Source organism: Aeribacillus sp. FSL K6-8394 (assembly GCF_038008865.1).
In the GTDB taxonomy this organism is placed as follows: Bacteria; Bacillota; Bacilli; order Bacillales; family Aeribacillaceae; genus Aeribacillus; species Aeribacillus composti.
The window spans coordinates 2,506,310-2,523,090 of the sequence record NZ_JBBPAA010000001.1 but is presented as its reverse complement, the minus strand read 5'-3'; the positions used below and the strand labels follow the sequence as shown (position 1 = coordinate 2,523,090).

Here is a 16,781-nt window from a genome sequence, read left to right as displayed (position 1 = left end):
ACCTTTGGCATCGTTGCGCGATATTAAAACACGCATCAATTCGACGAAGAAGACAAGCCAAATTACAAAGGCGATGGAGATGGTTTCAGCTTCGAAGCTGAATCGGGCGGAAACCAGCGCCAAGTCATTTGTGCCTTACATGGAGAAAATTCAAGAAGTTGTGGCAAACATCGCCCTTGGGAGTACGGACGTAAGCCACCCGATGCTTGAAAAGCGTCCGGTCAAAAAGACAGGATACGTTGTCATTACATCGGATCGCGGGCTTGCCGGTGCGTTTAACAGCAACGTGCTGCGCGCTGTTTATCAAACGATTCAAGAACGGCATCGTTCGACGGATGAATATGCCGTGATTGCCATCGGAAAAGTCGGCCGCGATTTTTTCAAAAAACGCGGTATGCCTGTCGTTGAAGAAATTGTCGGATTAGGCGATGATATAAACTTTTCGGATATTAAAGAAATTGCTTCCAATACAGTCAAGCTGTTCGAGGATGGAAAAGTAGATGAAATTTATATGTTCTACAACCATTATGTCAGCGCCATCCAGCAGGAAGTAACGGAGAAAAAGCTGCTGCCGCTTTCGGACATCGCTGCGAATAAAAAAATGACGTCTTATGAATTTGAACCGTCTCAGGAAGACATTTTGGCAGTGCTTTTGCCGCAATATGCTGAAAGTTTAATTTACGGCGCCTTGCTTGACAGCAAAGCAAGCGAACATGCTGCGAGAATGACGGCAATGAAGAATGCAACAGACAACGCAAAGGAACTGATCAATACGCTGACTCTTTCCTACAACAGAGCTCGTCAGGCAGCGATTACGCAAGAAATTACAGAAATTGTTGGCGGGGCATCAGCGCTTGAATAGATCACTGAAACAGTACGTTAGGAGGGAAACAGGAACATGAAAGGACGCGTAGTTCAAGTAATGGGTCCGGTAGTGGACGTAAAGTTTGAAAGCGGACATTTGCCGGAAATTTATAACGCCCTAAAAATTTCACATAAAGCGCGCAATGAAAACGAGGTAGACATTGATTTAACGTTGGAAGTAGCGCTACATTTAGGGGATGACACCGTTCGGACAATCGCTATGGCTTCAACGGACGGCGTAACGCGCGGAATGGAAGTCGAAGACTTAGGCGCTCCAATCTCCGTGCCAGTTGGAGATGTCACATTAGGACGGGTATTCAATGTGTTAGGGGATCATATTGACCTTGGAGACCCGATTCCAGCGGAAGCGCGCCGGGATCCAATTCATAAGCCTGCTCCGAAATTTGAACAGCTGTCAACACAAGTTGAAATTTTGGAAACAGGAATCAAAGTTGTTGACTTGCTTGCTCCATATATTAAAGGTGGAAAAATCGGCTTGTTCGGCGGTGCAGGAGTTGGAAAAACAGTTTTAATCCAAGAGCTGATCAATAACATTGCACAAGAGCACGGCGGTATTTCCGTATTTGCTGGAGTTGGGGAGCGTACTCGTGAAGGAAACGATCTATACTTTGAAATGAAAGACTCCGGCGTTATCAGCAAAACAGCAATGGTGTTCGGACAAATGAACGAGCCGCCTGGAGCGCGTATGCGCGTTGCATTAACAGGTCTGACAATGGCTGAATATTTCCGTGATGAGCAAGGGCAAGACGTTCTCTTCTTCATCGACAACATCTTCCGCTTTACACAAGCTGGTTCCGAAGTATCTGCGTTGCTTGGACGCATGCCTTCTGCTGTTGGATACCAACCGACGCTTGCGACAGAAATGGGACAATTGCAGGAGCGGATTACATCAACAAACGTAGGTTCTGTTACATCGATTCAGGCCATTTACGTGCCTGCTGACGACTATACAGACCCTGCTCCGGCTACAACATTCGCACACTTAGATGCGACAACAAACCTTGACCGTAAGCTGTCAGAGATGGGTATTTATCCAGCGGTGGATCCACTTGCTTCAACGTCACGTGCATTGGCTCCGGAAATCGTCGGTGAAGAGCATTACAACGTTGCCCGCCAAGTTCAGGCAACATTGCAAAGATATAGAGAGTTGCAAGATATTATTGCAATCCTTGGTATGGACGAGCTTTCAGATGAAGATAAGCTAGTTGTACATCGTGCTAGAAGAATCCAATTCTTCTTATCACAAAACTTCCACGTTGCTGAGCAGTTTACAGGACAGCCTGGTTCATATGTGCCTGTAAAAGAAACTGTACGTGGATTTAAAGAAATTCTTGAAGGTAAGTACGACCACATTCCTGAAGATGCGTTCCGCTTAGTGGGCACAATTGAAGATGTCCTTGAAAAAGCGAAGCAAATGGGCGTTGAAGTATAATATTTTGGGACCCTAGGAGGAACTGAATATGAAGACCGTACAAGTCAGTGTCGTCACTCCCGATGGCCCAGTTTATGATGCGGATATAGAATTGGTCAGCGCCAAAGCTCAAAGCGGCGAGCTTGGAATCTTGCCTGGTCATATTCCAATGGTTGCGCCGCTTGCAATTGGCGCAGTTCGGCTGAAAAAAGGAAATAATACAGAACTCGTGGCTGTCAGCGGAGGTTTTTTGGAAGTTCGCCCTGATAAAGTCACGATCTTGGCACAAGCAGCTGAAAGAGCTGAAGATATCGATGTTGCCCGCGCGGAAGCTGCAAAGAAACGTGCTGAGGAACGCTTGCAGCGCAAAGGTCAAGGGCAGGAAGACATAGATTTTAAACGTGCTGAGCTGGCGCTGCAACGTGCCATCAATCGTATTAACGTGGCGAAGAAGAACTTCTAATTTCTCATTTAAGACGTCCCGGCGTTTAAGTTCGGGCCGTCTTTTTTGAAAAAACTAAGAAATCATGATCATGGCTATTTTGCAATGTTGGCTCTAGCCTGGATGCAAAAAATCGGCAACTTACTTTTATTGACAGCAAAAAATGGACAACATGTAATCGCATCATTCAACTCTAAAACTGCAAATCCAAAAATAACGAATTGACCTCCTATCTACATTCCACATCAATGAATGCTTCATTTATAAGAAATAACAACATGAAAAAACTGCCTAACCATTGTTTTTCACAAAATCAAATAAAAAGTGTGCATGAATAGGAAAGATTTTTATATAATAAAGTGGGTTTGTGAAACAAGAAAGGAAGATTTCGGAAGGAGGAGTAATGTGGCGGGGCTAGGCCAGCAGGCGCTCATTAGCATCATAGTAAATTTAGTATTTATTTTTCTAACTTGGCGGGCTTTACAGGCTCTTCAAATTGAAAAAATCATTCGTAAAGGAAGAGTTGTCGAGACAAGGCTTTTGCTCATTTTATTGACCATCGCCATTGCGTCATCAGTGAGCAATTTTTTCTTGAACTATTTTTTTTGGTCACAGCAGCTGCAATATCTTTTTTAAACATGTCGAGGGACAATGAATACATAAAGGCTGTTGTCTAATCTTGACGACTTTTTCCACGTATGCCAAAACCCTTTCCGGCAACACTTTTAATAAGGAAAGGGTGATGGCGGTGAAAAATTTATATTTTGTCTTTATTTTCATATTTTTATTCGGTTTTCTTTTGTCAGCTTGGCACACAGAACGAACGAATGCTGAAAGACACGATATTCATGTAGTGGAAATCGTGGAGCAATTTCATCAACAAAACATAGATGTGGCAGAATGGTCAATTTTTGCAAAATTTTCTTTTTCTCAAAAAAGCAAAAAAGTGAAACGAATCTACACACAGTTTCGTCAATTTAATTGGTCTTACTTGGAAAGTGGTAATTTTGAAAAGTGGACCGGCACTTATTACAACAGCGATAAGCAGATCACTGAAACATTGCAAATTATTAAACCTCATGCAAAAGCAAGCCCGAAAATTCAAGTTATATATGATGCAACAGGGAAACGTTGGAATGGCCGTGCATGGATGAAGCTGGAGCGCTATTTTAACCGTCACATTTTCGACAAAATTCCTGGAAATCCTACATTTTTCACTTGTGTCAAAGGCTATACAGATGATAAGATGAAAGGTGTTTTGTTTTTTGAGGCAAATAACCTTTTAAAAAGGTTTCATGCAAAACCGGTGGAAAGCTTAAACGAGCAACGCTTCGTTTCCATATCCGGTTTTACAAACGATTGGGATCATTCTATTGAAACGAAAAATGGAAAGATGAACATTCAAATTTCGCTCAGAAGTGCAGGAATGGGCGAAAGAACTACTGTAACAGTAGGAACACCTATTATTACAACTGAATATTAATATAGAGAAAATGGGACGCGGAGGGGAATACCTTGGAAAAAATCATCGTCCGCGGCGGTCGAAAGTTAAACGGTACAGTAAAGATCGAAGGAGCTAAAAATGCCGTTTTACCTGTCATCGCTGCATCTTTATTAGCTAGTGAAGGAAAGAGTGAAATTTGTGATGTTCCTAAGCTCTCCGATGTTTACACGATAAACGAAGTTCTCCGCTATCTCGGAGCAGAGGTTCGTTTTGATGGTAATCAAGTAGTTGTCGATGCATGCGGAGAGCTTTTAACGGAAGCATCATTTGAATATGTTAGAAAAATGCGTGCATCTGTGCTTGTTATGGGACCTCTTCTTGCCCGCAAAGGCCGTGCACGTGTTGCTTTGCCGGGAGGATGTGCCATCGGATCCCGTCCGATTGATCAGCACTTGAAAGGCTTCGAAGCGATGGGTGCAACGATAAAAGTCGGCAACGGCTTTATTGACGCAGAAGTGAATGGCAGACTTCGCGGAGCCAAAATTTATTTGGATTTCCCAAGTGTCGGCGCAACAGAAAACATTATGATGGCAGCCGCACTTGCAGAAGGAACAACTGTAATCGAAAACTGTGCAAAGGAGCCTGAAATTGTCGATCTTGCGAATTTTATAAACAAAATGGGCGGAAATGTCCGTGGCGCAGGCACTGGTACTATCAGAATTGAAGGTGTAGATTCCTTGCACGGTGCAAAGCATTTAATTATTCCAGATCGTATTGAAGCAGGAACATTTATGGTTGCTGCTGCCATTACGAAAGGGAATGTCCTTGTAAAAGGAGCAGTTCCGGAGCATTTGACATCATTAATTGCGAAAATGGAAGAAATGGGCGTAACCATTATCGAGGAAGAAGAAGGCATTCGTGTCATTGGTCCGGAAACATTGAAGGCAGTGGATATTAAAACAATGCCTCATCCAGGTTTTCCTACTGACATGCAGTCTCAGATGATGGCCCTGCTGCTTCAGGCAAACGGAACTAGCGTAATTACCGAAACGGTATTTGAAAACCGCTTTATGCACGTAGAAGAATTTCGTCGTATGAACGGAGATATTAAAATCGAAGGCCGCTCTTGTATCATCAACGGTCCTGTAAAGCTTCAAGGTGCAGAAGTAACGGCAACCGATTTAAGAGCGGCGGCTGCATTAATTTTAGCCGGGCTTGCTGCAGAAGGGTATACACGGGTTACGGAGCTGAAGCATTTAGATCGCGGCTACGTCCGTTTTCATGAGAAGTTAAAAGAACTTGGCGCATATATTGAACGCGTCAATGATGAAGCAGACATCCCGGCAATTGAACAACAAGCCGTTGCAACGAATTTAAATGCATAATTTCACAAAAGAAGCTAGCCTCTTTTAGGAGATGCTAGCTTCTTTTTCGTATTACCCGCTTATTTTTTTCATATTTTTTCGTTTTATACTTAAAACTCCCCCTGCAAACAGCATCTCCGATTTCAGTCATAAAAGGTTGTCCTTCCCCATAAACTTTACTGAAGTCAGCGATAAAAGAAATGGGGGCTGTAATATGAAACGAGTGAAACCGTTCTTTCTTTTTTTTGCAGCAATATTTTTCATTATTTTGATGGTGCCAAGTTTGCTGGTAGCCCCGTTTGCCGAAAAGACGAAAGCTACGCTTGGCGAGGAACTAGCCGAGAAGAAAACAACGGATGTGCTACAAAAGGAATCAAAAGTTTCTGTACCGATTTATCGTTCCCAAGAAAAAAAAATTGATGAAGTTCCGCTTGAAGAATATGTGGTTGGTGTTGTCGCCGCCGAGATGCCCGCAGAATTTGAAAAAGAAGCGTTAAAGGCTCAAGCTTTAGCTGCTAGAACGTACATCGTGAAAGAGCTGTTTACGGGCCAAAATGTCGGCTCTCCCAAAGGAGCGGTAGTCACGGATACTGAGCTCCATCAAGTTTATAAAAATGAAGAAGAATTAAGGAGAATTTGGAAAAAAGATTTTGATTGGAAAATAAAAAAGATTAAAGAAGCTGTTGCCGAAACAAGAGGCCAAATTTTAACGTATGACGACAAGCCGATTGATGCTTCTTTTTTTTCAACGAGTAATGGATATACGGAAAATTCGGAGGCCATTTGGCCGAACGCCCTTCCTTATTTAAAAAGCGTGGAAAGCCCTTGGGATGAGAAATCGGAAAAATTTCTCGCCAGAGAGGTATTCACCGTTCAAGAGTTTGAACAAAAATTAGGGATTAAAATAGGGAAAGGCAATTCAATTGGAAAAATTATCGAAAGGACGCCAGGACACAGGGTCGCTCTAGTCGAAATTAACGGGAAAAAGTTTACTGGAAGAGAAATAAGAGAAAAGCTAGGTCTAAGGTCAACGGATTTTTCGTGGACATTGAAAGGCGACCAAATTATTGTTACGACAAAAGGATACGGACACGGAGTCGGCATGAGTCAGTACGGTGCCAATTTTATGGCGCAGGAAGGGAAAAATTATAAAGAGATTGTCTCACATTACTACCAGGGAATTGAAATTTCGCAAGCCAACCCGTTTTTATCAAAATATATGGCGAAAAAATAAAAAATCGGTGCGTTTTGTGAGAAAATCGGTAATCGGTGTTCTCACATTTGTTTCTTTAGGGCTACCGCTGATAGTGCCATTAAGCTGCCAACTTCATTTCGAACTAAATGAAATATTGATCGATTCGATAAATTCTTTTTTAGAGGGGCTGTCCAGAAAGTCAAATCCCCATTGAAAACAAAAATCATAAACACCGATATATCAACGTTTCTAAAATATTCATGGGGGCGTCAATAAGCCGTAAAAACGACTTATTAGACACCCCCTCTTTTTAATGCTGCTAATTTGCAAAAAAACGTTTTCAGCTTCGATTCGTCTTTTTGGAAATAAAAGATTTTGACGATATAGTAGGATACGAAAACACCGATTGTATCTTTAATAAGATCAATGATTGTCGCAGATCTTGAAGGAACGAAATATTGATGAATTTCATCACACAGCCCGTAAAAAACAGCGATCATCGCTGAGGCGAAACTTAATTTTTCTGTAAGCTTTTCATGGACAGCGAAGGCGAAAATGAAAAGCCAATAAAGAATTCCGAACTCAATGAGATGAAGCGACTCTTTCAATAAATGGTCGAACGAAAACGGCGTTTTGACGAAAGTGTCAGCTGGATAGCTAGATAAGATCCAAATGACCGCCATATACATAATCGGTAAAATACTGATTACATATACCGCAAACTTCTTCATGATCCAAACTCCTTCAAATATTTTTCAACAATATGCATAGAAAAAAACAAATAGCAAAAAATAAAAGAAAAAATTTTATTTTGATGTATAGATTCTCTCAAACTTGTTCACAATGGTTGCTGAGGTGATGAACAATGAGAGAGGAAGAAAAGAAACGTACTTCTCAAGGCTCGAAGTTCCAACAGTTTTTCAGAAAAAAATGGGTTTTTCCTGCTATTTATTTAGTCAGTGCAGCCGTTATTTTAACAGCCGTTTTATGGTATCAAGCAATCCGCAACAATGATGCAAACGATTTATCAACGGACGATGGTACAGACGTTTCCTATAATGAAGAACAATCGGTGGAAGTAAATCAATCCGTCGAAAACTTCAAAATGCCGGCCATCGATCCTGATGCTGTGAAGGTAGTAACAAACTTTTATGACTTTAATGCTTCAGAAAAAGAACAAGAAACGGCACTTGTCTTCCATAATAACACATACCATCCAAACCAAGGTATCGATATCGCATCAAATGATGGAAAAGCATTTGAAGTCACTGCATCTTTAAGCGGAACGGTTGCAAAAGCTGAAAAAGATTCTCTTTTAGGATATGTCGTAGAAATTGAACATGAAAACGGTGTAAAAACCATTTACCAATCGCTTGCCGATACGAAAGTACAGACCGGCGACAAAGTTAAACAAGGAGAAATTATCGGACAAGCTGGGAAAAACCAATTCAATAAAGACGCTGGCGTCCATGTTCACTTTGAAATCCGCAAAGACGGTAAAGCCTACAATCCATTAAACTACATGGACGAGCCGTTAACAAGTTTAACTGAAAAATCTGTTGAAGAGCCTTCTGACGGGGCAGCACAAAAAGAAGATAATAAAGATGGAGAGGAAGCTACTTCAGACGAAACAGCCCCATCAGATGAAACTCAGCCTGATGAAGAACAATCTCAGTCAAAGGAAAATTCAGAACAAGAAAAATCTGATAATTCTACAACTAAACCTTAACTAATACAATCCTACTCAAACGAGTAGGTTTTTTTTTGTCTAAATCATATCTGGTAAAAATTAAATGAGCATAGGCTGCTGAATTTTTCATAAAGAACAGACCGAAAAATTTTTCATAAACGGTACAAGAAACAACGTACGGTAAGGTGCAAGCGAGAAAGAGGCTTGCCGAAGCATTTTTTCAAAACATAATGTGAAGCGATCGAAAATTCACTTTATTCCATATATAATAGAATCAATCTAAGCAAGAGAAAGGAAGAAGCACGTGGAAAATATTCTCTTTCGAGATGCAACGATACATGACTTGCCTAAAATCGTCTCGATCTACAATTCAACGATCCCAAGCCGGATGGTGACAGCTGATACTGAACCTATTTCAGTGGAAGACCGCATACAGTGGTTTCATGAGCACAATCCAAAAACGAGACCGTTGTGGATGATCGAGCAGGATGGGAAGGTAGCTGGCTGGCTCAGCTTCCAATCTTTTTATGGAAGGCCTGCATATAACGGAACCGCGGAAATTAGCATTTACATTGATGAACAGTACCGGGGAAAACAAATCGGCGATTTTGCCTTGAAGATCGCTATAGAAAAGGCTCCAAGCCTCCAAATAAAAAATTTGCTTGGCTTTATTTTCAAGCACAACATCCCGAGCTTAAAGCTGTTTTACAAAAATGGATTCCGAGATTGGGGGCACTTTCCCCGTGTGGCGGTACTGGACGGTGTTGAGCGAGATTTAGTGATAGTGGGGAAACGTGTAGCCGATTGAACGTATTAACAGTGTCTCCGCTCGCAATATAGTATTTTAGCTTCTTTTTCATTCGCCAGTTGAGAAAAAAGCGTCTTTTTAGCAAACTGCAATCCTTTTTTAGGATAGACATGATTGTTCGACTGTTTAAATTTGTTTGAATCTATAGACTGATGTTGAGTTTTCCTGCGGAAAATTGTTCGCTGCATGATTATGGGCGATCCTGTTTTCTGGCAGTTTGTGCAGCGAAAGAAATTCAATCAGATCTGCCATCTGCGAGTATGTATAATTTAATTGCGTACCAGAGTATTAAATAAATGTTTGCTTCCATTGAGTGATCGGGGCTTTTTTATGCCGATTTCTTTTTGATACGAACGCTTCGATTAACGGTTTATGTGGACTGGAAAACTTGCTTAACAGCAGCAATCCACCAGTGCTGAAAAAAACATCCGCAGCAGCCGTTTTGGCCGGATTGACAAGCTTTACACAGAAGCAGCAAAAGTAAGTGTTTTGCTGCGTAAAAGCACTTTTTCAAAAGGAGGGTGGAAAACGGTGGAATTTTCGATTCAACCGCTTGGTGATACAGGAATCATCATTCAATTTGGTACGGAGATTTCCGAAGCAATTTATCAACAAATCCGTCAATATGTATATTGGCTGGAACAAAGCTGCATTGAAGGAATAGTCGAATGGGTTCCTGCTTACACCACCCTTGCTGTTTTTTATCGACCAAATATTATTTCGTACGATGAACTTTCTCAAAAGCTTTTAAAAATTGGAGAAAAGATAGAAAGCATGCCAGTGCCGGATCCAATAGTCATTGAAATTCCGACATTATATGGCAAGGAGGCAGGGCCAGATATTCAGTTTGTTGCTGAAACGAATGGATTGTCGGAAGAAGAAGTAGTGAAGATTCATTCATCCTCCGATTATTTGATTTATATGATTGGGTTTGTTCCAGGTTTTCCATATTTAGGCGGAATGGACAAAAGAATTGCGGCGCCGAGGAAAAAGACACCCAGATCTAGAATTCCTGCCGGTTCAATCGGAATTGCCGGGGAGCAAACAGGGATTTATCCTTTGGAAACACCGGGAGGCTGGCAAATCATCGGGAGAACACCTGTCAAATTGTATGATCCGCAGAAACAAGATCCAATATTGCTAAAAGCCGGTGATTACATCCGATTTGTCCCCATTACGGAAAGAGAATATGAAAAAATTGAACAGCAGGTGCTAAAGGGTTCATATAAAGTGGTCAAATATAAAAAGGAGGCGGCAGAAACATGATATCTGTTGACTTAAACAGCGATTTAGGGGAAAGCTTCGGCCATTTTAAAATTGGCAATGATGAAGAACTGCTTCGCTGTATTTCTTCAGCCAACATTGCTTGTGGATTTCATGCCGGCGACCATAATGTCATGATGCGGACTGTAGAGCTTGCGAAAAAGTTTGATGTGGCGATAGGCGCTCATCCAGGGTTGAACGATTTAGCCGGATTCGGACGAAGGGAGTTGAAAGTATCTCCTGAGGAAGTCTACAATATGGTCGTTTATCAAATTGGAGCTTTGCAGGCTGTGGCGGCATCAAAAGGGATGAAGCTGAACCATGTGAAGCCCCACGGCGCTCTATACAATATGGCTGAAAAAGACAAGGCGTTAGCGGAGGCGATTGCTCAAGCAGTAAAAGATGTTGACGAGTCGCTTATCCTATATGGACTCTCAGGAGGCGTCCTTTGCCGTGCGGGGGAAAAGATCGGGCTTACGGTCGCGCATGAAGTCTTTGCCGACAGAACGTATCAGCCTGACGGAACATTAACTTCAAGATCAGAAAAAAATGCAATCATACACGATCTAGAGGAAGCGGTAGAAAGAGTTCTCCGTATGGTGAAGGAGGGAAAAGTAGCGGCAATAAACGGGCATGACATTCCCATTCAAGCTGATACAATCTGCATCCATGGCGACGGTCCAAAGGCATTAGCAATTGCTGAAGCTTTAAAAAGCAAACTGGAAGAAGAAAATATTCGTATTGTCAATCCGGGAGCGAAAAAAGATGAAAGAAATATTGTTAGTTGAAAAGCCTGGTTTGTTAACGACTGTTCAAGATTTAGGAAGAACGGGCTATCAGCAATACGGAGTTGTTGTTGCCGGCGCTATGGATTCGTTTTCCATGCAAATCGCAAATCTTTTAGTCGGCAACCGAAAAGATGAAGCGGTGCTGGAGGCAACAATCGCAGGTCCTTCCTTAAGGGCCGTCCGTGATATTGTGATTGCGATATGCGGAGGCGATCTAGCGGCAAAAATCAATGGGAAAGACGCTCCGTTATGGAAAAGCGTGCTGCTGAAAAAGGGAGATCAGCTTTCTTTTACCGGTTTAAAAAGCGGAGCGAGAGCCTATATCGCAATCGCAGGCGGAATTAGCGTCCCTAAGGTCATGGGAAGCAAATCAACGTACTTAAAAGCGGGAATAGGAGGATTAAATGGAAGAGCCCTTCAAAAAGGGGATGTAATCATGGGTTCAGATGCTGTAAAAACAAGCACGATTGGCCGAATGTTATCCCCTTCCCTTATCCCGAAATACGAAAAGCACATGACCATTCGCATTGTCCCGGGTCCACATGAAGAGGCGTTTACAAAAGAAGGAATCGATACTTTTTTTTCTTCTGTATATGAAGTCACACCGCAATCGGACAGAATGGGTTATCGGCTGAAAGGGCCGAAAATTTCTCATAGAAAGCCTGCCGACATTTTGTCGGAAGCTGCTCCCCTTGGCGGAATTCAAATACCTGCTGACGGACAGCCGATCATTTTAATGGCTGATCGGCAAACAACGGGCGGATATACGAGAATCGGAACAGTCATTACAGTGGATTTGATGTACGTTGCTCAAGCAGTGCCAGGGGCAAAGATTCGCTTTCAGCCGGTTTCCGTTCAAGAGGCTCAAAAGCTTTATTTTGAGCAGATGCGCATCATACGCCAAATTTCAGTCGGAGCTGGCATATATGATGAATAAACGAAAGTTGGAAAGTGAACATGTAGGATCATTGAACGAAATTTTATTAAATAGACCCGATAAGGTCTGAACAATTTCGGTATCTGCGCTAATAAAAGCCTGAACAAGTCAAATATTTTAGGAACATAAAAAAGCAAGAGAGAACTTGTCCACATTGCCGAAGAGCTCATCAAACATGTTTTTCTGTTTTGTCATAAGAATCAAACCATTCTCCATTTCTCGACATCTGTTCCAAAAAGGAGCAGATGTTTTCTTTTTTTCACTGGAATTATACATATTTCCCGGAAAATGATTGGCGCATATCGTCGAAAAACTAATCAATGAAAAGTGTCGAAACATGCCCTCGACTTTAAGTGGAAAATAAATTTTCATAAATCCCTTGTCCTTCTTGACTTTTCAAGAATATATCTTCACCCAAGCTAATAAAATGTTACAAACCTAACAAGAGAGTGTTTGAGGTGAGGGATCGTGGAGATAGATGATCAATACAGCAAAAATGGCAACTTTAGATTCTACATCATGTATATAGCTGTATACACTGTGCATGCGAATCTCATTTCACACTTCTCACATCCACATTAGGGAGGTCGAGTGGTGTGCACGATTACATCAAAGAACGCACAATCAAGATTGGAAAGTATATCGTGGAGACGAAAAAAACTGTTCGTGTAATCGCGAAAGAGTTTGGCGTTTCCAAGAGTACTGTCCATAAAGATTTAACGGAAAGGCTGCCGGAGATAAATCCTGATTTAGCAAACGAAGTAAAGAAAATACTAGATTATCATAAATCGATTCGCCATCTTCGTGGCGGAGAAGCAACAAAATTAAAATATAAAAAAGAAGAACAGCAAAAAGAACCGATAAAACGATGATGATTCTCGACGCCAACCGACAAAACTCTCCGAAAATCTTGTCTTTTTTTACAAAATCATACTTTTTATGCAATTATATGATACAATAAGAAATTAGGATATTAGTTGGAGAGATGATGATTGGCAAGGGAGGATCATAGTAATATGTTTTCAAAAGATGTAGGAATCGACCTAGGAACAGCAAATGTGCTGATTCATGTAAAGGGCAGAGGCATTGTGTTAAATGAGCCTTCTGTTGTGGCGCTTGACCGCAACAACGGAAAGGTGTTAGCGGTTGGCGAGGAAGCGAGACGTATGGTTGGCCGTACACCTGGCAATATTGTTGCCATACGCCCGCTGAAGGATGGTGTCATCGCAGATTTTGATATTACAGAAACAATGCTCAAACATTTTTTGAATAAGTTAAATGTCAAAGGCATTATATCAAAGCCGCGGATTTTAATTTGCTGCCCGACAAACATTACTTCAGTGGAGCGGAAAGCGATCCGAGAGGCAGCTGAAAAATGCGGCGGCAAGCAAGTCTTTTTAGAGGAAGAACCAAAAGTAGCTGCAATTGGCGCTGGGATGGAGATTTTCCAGCCTAGTGGAAACATGGTGGTGGATATTGGCGGCGGGACGACGGACATAGCTGTACTATCCATGGGTGATATCGTTACCGCCTCGTCCTTGAAAGTGGCTGGAGACAAATTTGATCTTGAAATTTTAAATTATATTAAACGGGAGTATAAGCTTCTGATCGGTGAACGAACTGCAGAAGATATTAAAGTGAAAGCGGCAACAGTATTTCCAGGTGCACGCGACGAAGAAATCGATATTCGGGGTCGTGATATGGTCACAGGACTGCCTCGGACGATCACTATTAGGTCGAAAGAAATCGAGCAAGCATTAAAAGAACCTGTCGAAGCCATTATTCAAGCAGCTAAAAATGTGTTGGAGCGCACACCTCCTGAGCTGTCTGCAGACATCATTGACCGCGGTGTTATTTTAACAGGCGGCGGAGCACTCCTGCATGGGCTTGATCTGCTCTTGTCTGAAGAGCTGAAGGTTCCGGTTACCATAGCGGATGATCCGCTGCACTGCGTTGCTGTCGGAACAGGAATCATGCTTGAAAACATGGACAAACTGCCAAAAAGAAAGTTTATATAACAAAATCGTAGCAATAAGTTTTTTAGAAATCGGCTTTTACGCCGATTTTTTTACTTTCAAATCTGAAAGACCAATTCTTGCTTTTACATACCCATTCAGCTCCCAACATCCAAATGATATTTATCTTTATGAACAGTTTGGAAAGGAGACGGAAGATAAAAGACCTATCAGAAAATTGTGATCTTTTACCTATAAGATAATAAAAAAATTGTAATGAGAATCATCGAAAAGTCCTTTATAATATAAAATTAGGAGAACATGTCGGATTTGTTGGATGGGGTGAAAAATCATGCTTCGAGGATTCTATACAGCTGCAGCAGGAATGCTCACACAGCAGCGCCATGCGGAAATGCTTTCAAACAATATAGCCAACGCTAACACGCCGGGATATAAATCTGACCGGGCTGCAATACGGGCTTTTCCGGAAATGCTTTTGTCAAGAATTGAAACAAAAAACGGTGTGACAAATATTTCGGAAGTTGGATCTGTCAATACAGGCGTTTATATGCAAGAATTGATTCCACTATTTACCCAAGGGGATATCCGTGCAACTGATTTGCCGACTGATGTAGCTTTAGTGGAAGAAGCGGTTCCAATTCATGAAGAAACGAATTTAAAAGGCACTCTCTTTTTTGCTGTTGAAACGGGAAATGGTGAAGTGAAATATACGAGAAACGGCCACTTTACGATTGATGAGCAAGGCCGCCTGACAATGGCAGGAAACCCTGTCCTGTCTGTAGCCGGAACGCCGATTATTATTGAAGGTAACGATTTTACTATTACGCCTGAAGGAGAAGTGCTGGAAAACGGACAATACACAGGTCAAACGATCGATATTCGGTTTGAAGATGATGTCCGCAATCTTGTCAATGAAGGGAACGGCTTGTTTCGAACGGCTGACGGAACAGAGCTGCCAAGTGCAATTGGAAACGGCAATGTGCAATATGTGCTGCGCCAAGGATATATTGAACGTTCCAACGTTGATGTTGCAAGGGCTTATACGGATATGCTGACAGCCTATCGTTCTTTTGAAGCAAATCAGAAGGTGCTGCAAGCATATGACAGAAGCATGGACAAAGCAGTCAATGAAATCGGCCGCATCGGCTGACAAAGAGGTGTTGTAAATGCTCCGCTCAATGATTACAGCGACTAATACGATGAATCAGTTACAGCAGCAATTGGATGCAATCGGTCATAACTTAGCGAATATCGATACAAACGGCTATAAAAAAACGAGCACAACCTTTCACGAATTGATGAGACAAGAGCTGAACAACCAGCCGGATCTTGAAAAAGAAACAGGCAGATTGACTGATTACGGCCTTCGTCTTGGCGCCGGCGCCAGACTGGATAAACAGCTTGTCTTTCATCAAGGCGCTATTAAAACGACAGGCAGAGAGCTAGATGTTGCGCTTTTACACAAGGATCAGTTTTTACAAGTGGAAGTAGACGGCGAGGTCCGGTATACAAGAGACGGTGCTCTTTATTTATCTCCTGCAAACGATGGTACGAACCGCCTTATGCTTGTGACGAAAGACGGCTACCGAGTGCTTGATGAAAATCAAAACCCGATTTACTTGGACGGAGATATTCGAGATATTGTCATTTCTGCAAACGGGACGCTTACAGCAGCGTCACGGAATGAAGGAGAACTGCCGCAAACGGTTAATCTTGGAGTTGTCAGAGTAGATCGTCCGAGCATGATGATTTCACTCGGCAATAATATATACGGCTTACAGCAATTAGGAAACGTGCCCATCACAGATGTGCTGACGAATTTGGAAGGGGATTTGCGGACGGAAATCGGCATGCGGCAAGGGGCTCTGGAAAGCTCAAATGTCGATCTGACTCAAGAAATTACAGACTTAATGATCGCACAACGCTCCTACCAACTAAATGCTCGGTCAATCACGATCGGCGATCAAATGCTTGGACTAATCAACACCGTGAGGTAATAGAGCGATTTCTGCAATTGTGTTGAACAGTTGAAAATCGGCAAAAATTCAATTTAACAAGTTTTACCTCTAGCCTTAAACGGGTGTTCACCGTGAATATAGAAATAGGTCTTTTTGATCTTTGACCTTAAAAGAAGCTGCTGTATCAGCTTTTTAAAACTTGTTATTTTTTTAAGGGAGTTTTTATGATGGCTGCTCAGGAAAAAGTTGATATTTTAACAAGGGAAGAACGGAAAAAAGCGAAAAAAGAGGACGGAGTCAAGAGAAAAACGCGCACACGAGTCCGGCTTATTCCAATTTGGCTTCGTCTCATTTTACTTGTTTTTGGAATGGTCATCAGCATGGCAATCGGTGCGATAATCGGATATGGAGTGTTGGGGGACGGACGTCCACTAGATGCACTTAAACCGTCTACATGGCAGCACATCATAGATCTTGTTGAAAAGGACGCGTAATTCTAATATACTTGATGAAAGGCTGGGAGAATTTTCCTTCTTGTTAAGATCTTCTGCAAGACTGGTTCTAAGAAACGAGCTGATGCATTGCTCAGATGCCGGAGATCGGGAGACGAAAAAATGGGG

The 16,781-nt window shown here is 42.0% G+C and carries 18 protein-coding genes; 17 read left to right on the top strand and 1 reads right to left on the bottom strand.

Features of this window, described 5'->3' with window-relative positions; all coding sequences use genetic code 11:
- The first annotated feature begins 4 nt into the window (after nt 1-4).
- From atpG to spoIID, 7 genes are all read left to right on the top strand, one after another.
- Entirely contained in the window at nt 5-862 is an 858-nt protein-coding gene (atpG, locus tag NSR00_RS11895) for an ATP synthase F1 subunit gamma (protein WP_340788974.1), read from the top strand.
- Between the two features lie 36 nt (nt 863-898).
- Complete coding sequence (gene atpD, locus NSR00_RS11890; RefSeq protein WP_094244710.1) at nt 899-2,317, top strand: F0F1 ATP synthase subunit beta; 1,419 nt, start codon at nt 899-901, stop codon at nt 2,315-2,317.
- A 28-nt stretch (nt 2,318-2,345) separates the two neighbouring features.
- Nucleotides 2,346-2,759 (top strand): F0F1 ATP synthase subunit epsilon, encoded by a 414-nt coding sequence (locus NSR00_RS11885; protein WP_063389011.1) that lies wholly within the window; start codon nt 2,346-2,348, stop codon nt 2,757-2,759.
- A gap of 384 nt (nt 2,760-3,143) precedes the next feature.
- The gene (locus tag NSR00_RS11880; protein ID WP_162877012.1) at nt 3,144-3,374 is read left to right on the top strand and encodes a DUF1146 family protein; all 231 of its coding nucleotides are present in this window, start codon (nt 3,144-3,146) and stop codon (nt 3,372-3,374) included.
- Nucleotides 3,375-3,486: 112 nt separating this feature from the next.
- On the top strand, nt 3,487-4,221 hold the full coding sequence (locus NSR00_RS11875) for a YwmB family TATA-box binding protein (protein WP_340788966.1): 735 nt from the start codon (nt 3,487-3,489) through the stop codon (nt 4,219-4,221).
- Nucleotides 4,222-4,253: 32 nt separating this feature from the next.
- A complete protein-coding gene (murA, locus tag NSR00_RS11870; protein ID WP_340788963.1) occupies nt 4,254-5,567 on the top strand; it encodes a UDP-N-acetylglucosamine 1-carboxyvinyltransferase in 1,314 nt (437 codons plus the stop codon).
- A 193-nt stretch (nt 5,568-5,760) separates the two neighbouring features.
- Nucleotides 5,761-6,780: a stage II sporulation protein D gene (gene spoIID, locus NSR00_RS11865; protein ID WP_066251285.1), complete on the top strand. Its 1,020-nt coding sequence runs from the start codon at nt 5,761-5,763 to the stop codon at nt 6,778-6,780.
- Between the two features lie 254 nt (nt 6,781-7,034).
- On the opposite strand, the gene NSR00_RS11860 is transcribed toward spoIID, so the two are convergent.
- Nucleotides 7,035-7,472: a VanZ family protein gene (locus NSR00_RS11860; RefSeq protein ID WP_130157937.1), complete on the bottom strand. Its 438-nt coding sequence runs from the start codon at nt 7,470-7,472 to the stop codon at nt 7,035-7,037.
- Between the two features lie 134 nt (nt 7,473-7,606).
- Between NSR00_RS11860 and NSR00_RS11855 the strand changes: the two genes are divergently transcribed.
- From NSR00_RS11855 to NSR00_RS11810, 10 genes are all read left to right on the top strand, one after another.
- On the top strand, nt 7,607-8,470 hold the full coding sequence (locus tag NSR00_RS11855; RefSeq protein WP_340788958.1) for a M23 family metallopeptidase: 864 nt from the start codon (nt 7,607-7,609) through the stop codon (nt 8,468-8,470).
- A gap of 265 nt (nt 8,471-8,735) precedes the next feature.
- Nucleotides 8,736-9,239, top strand: a complete 504-nt coding sequence (locus tag NSR00_RS11850; protein WP_340788956.1) for a GNAT family N-acetyltransferase — start codon at nt 8,736-8,738, stop codon at nt 9,237-9,239.
- A 531-nt stretch (nt 9,240-9,770) separates the two neighbouring features.
- Nucleotides 9,771-10,505: a 5-oxoprolinase subunit PxpB gene (gene pxpB / locus NSR00_RS11845; RefSeq protein ID WP_117017303.1), complete on the top strand. Its 735-nt coding sequence runs from the start codon at nt 9,771-9,773 to the stop codon at nt 10,503-10,505.
- Nucleotides 10,502-11,290, top strand: coding sequence for a LamB/YcsF family protein (locus tag NSR00_RS11840; RefSeq protein ID WP_340788954.1), 789 nt, complete (start codon nt 10,502-10,504; stop codon nt 11,288-11,290). Before pxpB ends, NSR00_RS11840 begins: the two co-directional genes overlap by 4 nt.
- Complete coding sequence (locus NSR00_RS11835; protein WP_340788952.1) at nt 11,268-12,227, top strand: 5-oxoprolinase subunit C family protein; 960 nt, start codon at nt 11,268-11,270, stop codon at nt 12,225-12,227. The genes NSR00_RS11840 and NSR00_RS11835 overlap by 23 nt, the downstream gene beginning before the upstream one ends.
- Nucleotides 12,228-12,823: 596 nt before the next feature.
- A complete protein-coding gene (gene spoIIID / locus NSR00_RS11830; RefSeq protein WP_063388999.1) occupies nt 12,824-13,099 on the top strand; it encodes a sporulation transcriptional regulator SpoIIID in 276 nt (91 codons plus the stop codon).
- A gap of 144 nt (nt 13,100-13,243) precedes the next feature.
- Nucleotides 13,244-14,245, top strand: a complete 1,002-nt coding sequence (locus tag NSR00_RS11825; protein WP_063388998.1) for a rod shape-determining protein — start codon at nt 13,244-13,246, stop codon at nt 14,243-14,245.
- Between the two features lie 289 nt (nt 14,246-14,534).
- The gene (locus tag NSR00_RS11820; protein ID WP_063388997.1) at nt 14,535-15,353 is read left to right on the top strand and encodes a flagellar hook-basal body protein; all 819 of its coding nucleotides are present in this window, start codon (nt 14,535-14,537) and stop codon (nt 15,351-15,353) included.
- Between the two features lie 16 nt (nt 15,354-15,369).
- On the top strand, nt 15,370-16,200 hold the full coding sequence (locus NSR00_RS11815) for a flagellar hook-basal body protein (protein ID WP_340788950.1): 831 nt from the start codon (nt 15,370-15,372) through the stop codon (nt 16,198-16,200).
- A 188-nt stretch (nt 16,201-16,388) separates the two neighbouring features.
- Nucleotides 16,389-16,655: a DNA-directed RNA polymerase subunit beta gene (locus NSR00_RS11810; RefSeq protein WP_094244698.1), complete on the top strand. Its 267-nt coding sequence runs from the start codon at nt 16,389-16,391 to the stop codon at nt 16,653-16,655.
- The last annotated feature ends 126 nt before the right edge of the window (nt 16,656-16,781 follow it).